Genomic DNA, 1,076 nt, shown 5'->3' on the forward strand with positions numbered 1-1,076 from the left:
AAGTTCTGTGGATGTCAAGACCAGGTAAGGTTCTTCGCGTTGCATCGAATTAAACCACATGCTCCACCGCTTGTGCGGGCCCCCGTCAATTCATTTGAGTTTTAACCTTGCGGCCGTACTCCCCAGGCGGTCGATTTAACGCGTTAGCTCCGGAAGCCACGCCTCAAGGGCACAACCTCCAAATCGACATCGTTTACGGCGTGGACTACCAGGGTATCTAATCCTGTTTGCTCCCCACGCTTTCGCACCTGAGCGTCAGTCTTTGTCCAGGGGGCCGCCTTCGCCACCGGTATTCCTCCAGATCTCTACGCATTTCACCGCTACACCTGGAATTCTACCCCCCTCTACAAGACTCTAGCCTGCCAGTTTCGAATGCAGTTCCCAGGTTGAGCCCGGGGATTTCACATCCGACTTGACAGACCGCCTGCGTGCGCTTTACGCCCAGTAATTCCGATTAACGCTTGCACCCTCCGTATTACCGCGGCTGCTGGCACGGAGTTAGCCGGTGCTTCTTCTGCGGGTAACGTCAATCGACAAGGTTATTAACCTTATCGCCTTCCTCCCCGCTGAAAGTACTTTACAACCCGAAGGCCTTCTTCATACACGCGGCATGGCTGCATCAGGCTTGCGCCCATTGTGCAATATTCCCCACTGCTGCCTCCCGTAGGAGTCTGGACCGTGTCTCAGTTCCAGTGTGGCTGGTCATCCTCTCAGACCAGCTAGGGATCGTCGCCTAGGTGAGCCGTTACCCCACCTACTAGCTAATCCCATCTGGGCACATCTGATGGCATGAGGCCCGAAGGTCCCCCACTTTGGTCTTGCGACATTATGCGGTATTAGCTACCGTTTCCAGTAGTTATCCCCCTCCATCAGGCAGTTTCCCAGACATTACTCACCCGTCCGCCGCTCGTCACCCGAGAGCAAGCTCTCTGTGCTACCGCTCGACTTGCATGTGTTAGGCCTGCCGCCAGCGTTCAATCTGAGCCATGATCAAACTCTTCAATTTAAGTTTGATGCTCAAAGAATTAAACTTCGTAATGAATTACGTGTTCACTCTTGAGACTTGGTATTCATTT

At 53.5% G+C, this 1,076-nt stretch carries 1 rRNA gene; it reads right to left on the reverse strand.

Features of this window, described 5'->3' with window-relative positions:
- Positions 1–1,006: ribosomal RNA gene (locus ABLU50_RS16200) — 16S ribosomal RNA — on the reverse strand; the annotation flags it as partial.
- Between the last annotated feature and the right edge of the window lie 70 nt (positions 1,007–1,076).

Source organism: Klebsiella sp. GG_Kp173 (genome assembly GCF_040062415.1).
In the GTDB taxonomy this organism is placed as follows: Bacteria; Pseudomonadota; Gammaproteobacteria; order Enterobacterales; family Enterobacteriaceae; genus Klebsiella; species Klebsiella quasipneumoniae.